Below are 2,905 nucleotides of genomic sequence, written 5' to 3'. Positions count from 1 at the left end.
TATAAGAGACAGGCATGGGTGCCCCTGTGCGTCCTCCGTCCGTCCGTGCCCTGCTCGTCGTCCTGCTGTTGCCCCTGACCGGCCTGGCCGGCCCCGGGTCCGCGTCCAAGAAGGCCCAGAGCCGCGCGGAGGCGGACACCGTCCTGGCCCAGGTGGCCAACGGCGCCCCGGTGCCCCCCGCCACGTCGCGCCTGCGCTTCCTGCGCGAGGAGGCCTACGCGGCGGAGGAGATTGGCCCCATCCTGCGCACCACGCACGAGGAGCGCACCCGCCGCAACCTGGTGGCGCTGCTGGCGTCGCTGGGCGCGCGCTCCGGTGAGCCCACGCTGGTGAAGATGACGACGGACGGCGACAGCGCCGTGCGCATGTACGCGGCGCAGGGGCTGGCCCGGCTGGGCAGCCGCAACACCGCCGCCGTGCTGCCGCTGCTCCAGGACAAGAGCAGCGGCGTGCGCCGCGAGGCGGCGCGGGCGCTGGGGGCCTCCCGGAACCCGAAGATGGGCAAGCCGCTGATGGCCGCCGTGAAGGACGAGCAGGACCTGGAGGTCCGCGCCGCGCTCCTGGAGGCCGTGGGCGCCAGCGGCGACGCGAAGCAGAAGGCCGCGCTCAAGACGTACCTGGACAGCGACTCGGAGAGCACGCGCTTCGCCGCGGCCCGGGGCCTGTGCCGGCTGGGCGCCCCGGAGGGCTTCGCCTTCGCGCAGAAGCTCCTGGGCAACAGCGACAAGTTCGTGCGCCGCCAGGGGCTGGTGCTCTTCGAGGGCGTGCCGGCGAAGAAGGCCAGCCCTCTGCTGACGCCGCTCCTGAAGGACGCGGACCGCACCCTGGCGGCCTCCGCCGCGCGCGTGCTGTACCAGGGCGGCGATGCCGCGTCGCTGGACTGGCTGGTGCTCGCGTCGTGGAACGCGAAGGGGGAGGAGAAGCTCGTCTACGAGAAGGAGCTGGAGACGCTCCAGCTGGCGGACGACCGGCGCAAGGCCATCCTGCGCAAGGCCGGGGTGGCGCCGTGAGCCTGTGGGGTGTGCTCGCGCTCTCGCTGCTGTCCCAGGCTCCCCAAGCTCCGGTGTCGCCTCCCGTGCGGCAGAACGGCTGGATTGCCCTCACGCCCGAGCAGCGCGCGGCCCTCATCGCGGACAAGGCCGAGTCCCCGCTGGCGGAGCGCCTGCTGGGCATGAGCGAGAAGTTCCTCAACACGCCCTACGTCCTGTCTCCACTGGGCGAAGGGCAGGGCGTGGACCCGGACCCCACCTTCCGCCTGGACGCGGTGGACTGCCTCACCTTCGTGGAGGAGACGCTGGCCCTGGGCCTGGCGCGCGGCGAGCCGGAGGTGCCGGCGCTGCTGGAGCGGATCCGCTACGCGAGCACGCCCACCTACGAGGACCGCAACCACCTGATGGAAGCGCAGTGGCTGCCCAACAACATCAAGAAGGGCCTGCTGGTGGACGTCACTCGCAAGTACGCGAAGGACGACACCGTCCCCGTCACCAAGACGCTCACCGCGCACACCTGGCAGTCGAAGTCGTCCATGGCGCTGCAGCTGCCCCGCGAGCGCCAGCCCGTGGGCACCTTCACGCTGAACATGATTCCGTTGGACAAGGTGCTGGAGCACGCGCACGGCGTGCCCTCCGGCACCATCCTCGTCGTGATGCGCGAGGACCTGCCGCTGAAGGCCACGCGCATCACCCACCTGGGCTTCGTGGTGCAGAAGAAGAAGCGCACGTTCCTGCGCCACGCGTCCAGGGGCGGCTACAACCGCGTGGTGGACGAGGACCTGGAGACGTTCCTCGCCCGCAACGCGCGCTATGACAAATGGCGCGTGACGGGCGTGAGCCTCTTCGAGGCCCGGCGTCCGCCCGCCACCGTCGCGTCCCAGCCCACGCCCGCCCGTGGCAGCGCGGACGTGGGGACGCCCTAAAGAGCTGGGGGGGCCGTGTCGACGGGCGCCTGGCGCGCGCGCTCGTCCTCGAGCTCCTCTTCCTCCGCCGCGCGGCCGGCCTCGTCCGCGTAGGCGCGCCCCTGGATCTTCTCCTCCTCCAGGAGCCGGGCGGCGCGGACCTGGTCGGTGTCCGGCACCAGGAGCTCCCACCAGGGCAGCAGGTTGCCCGTGGTCAGCTCGTCCACCACCCCCGAGCGGCCGGGCCGCACGATGAGCGGGATGCGGTGCTCCTCCAGCACGTCCGCGAAGATCTGGGCCGTCACGGGGTCGTCCGCGATGCCCGCCCTCACGAAGCGGCGCTGATCCAGCTCATGGGGCAGGGGCAGCCCCCGCTCGCGCATCTCCTCCGCGGAGACGAGCGGTGGGTGGTTGGGGCAATCCGTGCAGTCCACGACACTGTCCTGATACTCCGAGCCACACCGTGCGCAGTACCTCATGGGGCCCTCCTGGGCGATGGCTGGAAAGTTAGGAACGGCTCGCGCGGATGGCAGGCTTGAGCCCCGCGCGAATTTCCGTCAGTGCCGTGCCGCGTCCCCCAGCTCGCCCACCATGCGGCTGAGGCGCTCCACGTCGATGGGCTTGCGCAACACGGCATCGCAGTAGTCCGCGCCCTCCACCTGCGCATAGCCGGAGACCAGGACGACGCGGGCCCTGGGCTCGCGCTCCTTCACCTGCTGCGCCAGCTCCGTGCCGTTCATTCCAGGCAGGGATTCGTCCGTCACGACGACGTCGGGGTGGGTGGCCTCGAACGCCTTGAGGCCCGCCACGCCGTCCGACGCGGTGGTGACCTCGAAGTCGTCCTCCAGGAGCTCCGCCAGGAGCTCGCGGCTGTCCCCGTCGTCCTCCACCAGCAGCACCTTGATTCGCTCGCCATCCATGCGACTAGAGCAACCCGGTGCTCGGGGGGATTCGTCCACCGCGTCCCGGGCGCGGTGACGTCCGGCCGGCTGCTTCGGGGGAGGGCAGGCG

Annotated in this window: 4 protein-coding genes; 2 read left to right on the top strand and 2 right to left on the bottom strand. The window is 71.6% G+C overall.

All coding sequences use genetic code 11. The features are described 5' to 3' along the window. Positions 1-14 precede the first annotated feature (14 nt). Together D7X55_RS38055 and D7X55_RS38050 are read left to right on the top strand one after the other, a co-directional pair. Positions 15-1,010, top strand: coding sequence for a HEAT repeat domain-containing protein (locus tag D7X55_RS38055; RefSeq protein ID WP_120552610.1), 996 nt, complete (start codon positions 15-17; stop codon positions 1,008-1,010). Continuing rightward, positions 1,007-1,915 carry an N-acetylmuramoyl-L-alanine amidase-like domain-containing protein gene (locus D7X55_RS38050; RefSeq protein ID WP_121725597.1) on the top strand — a complete coding sequence of 303 codons (909 nt, stop codon included), beginning with the start codon at positions 1,007-1,009 and terminating at the stop codon, positions 1,913-1,915. Before D7X55_RS38055 ends, D7X55_RS38050 begins: the two co-directional genes overlap by 4 nt. On the opposite strand, the gene D7X55_RS38045 is transcribed toward D7X55_RS38050, so the two are convergent. Together D7X55_RS38045 and D7X55_RS38040 are read right to left on the bottom strand one after the other, a co-directional pair. Continuing rightward, positions 1,912-2,373, bottom strand: a complete 462-nt coding sequence (locus tag D7X55_RS38045) for a DUF2007 domain-containing protein (protein WP_120552607.1) — start codon at positions 2,371-2,373, stop codon at positions 1,912-1,914. The two genes, D7X55_RS38050 and D7X55_RS38045, sit on opposite strands and share 4 nt — an antisense overlap. A gap of 78 nt (positions 2,374-2,451) precedes the next feature. Continuing rightward, complete coding sequence (locus D7X55_RS38040; protein ID WP_014395148.1) at positions 2,452-2,814, bottom strand: response regulator; 363 nt, start codon at positions 2,812-2,814, stop codon at positions 2,452-2,454. Positions 2,815-2,905: the final 91 nt, after the last annotated feature.

Source organism: Corallococcus sp. AB049A (assembly GCF_003668885.1).
Lineage (GTDB): Bacteria > Myxococcota > Myxococcia > Myxococcales > Myxococcaceae > Corallococcus > Corallococcus interemptor.
This window is presented reverse-complemented; position numbering and strand designations above follow the sequence as displayed.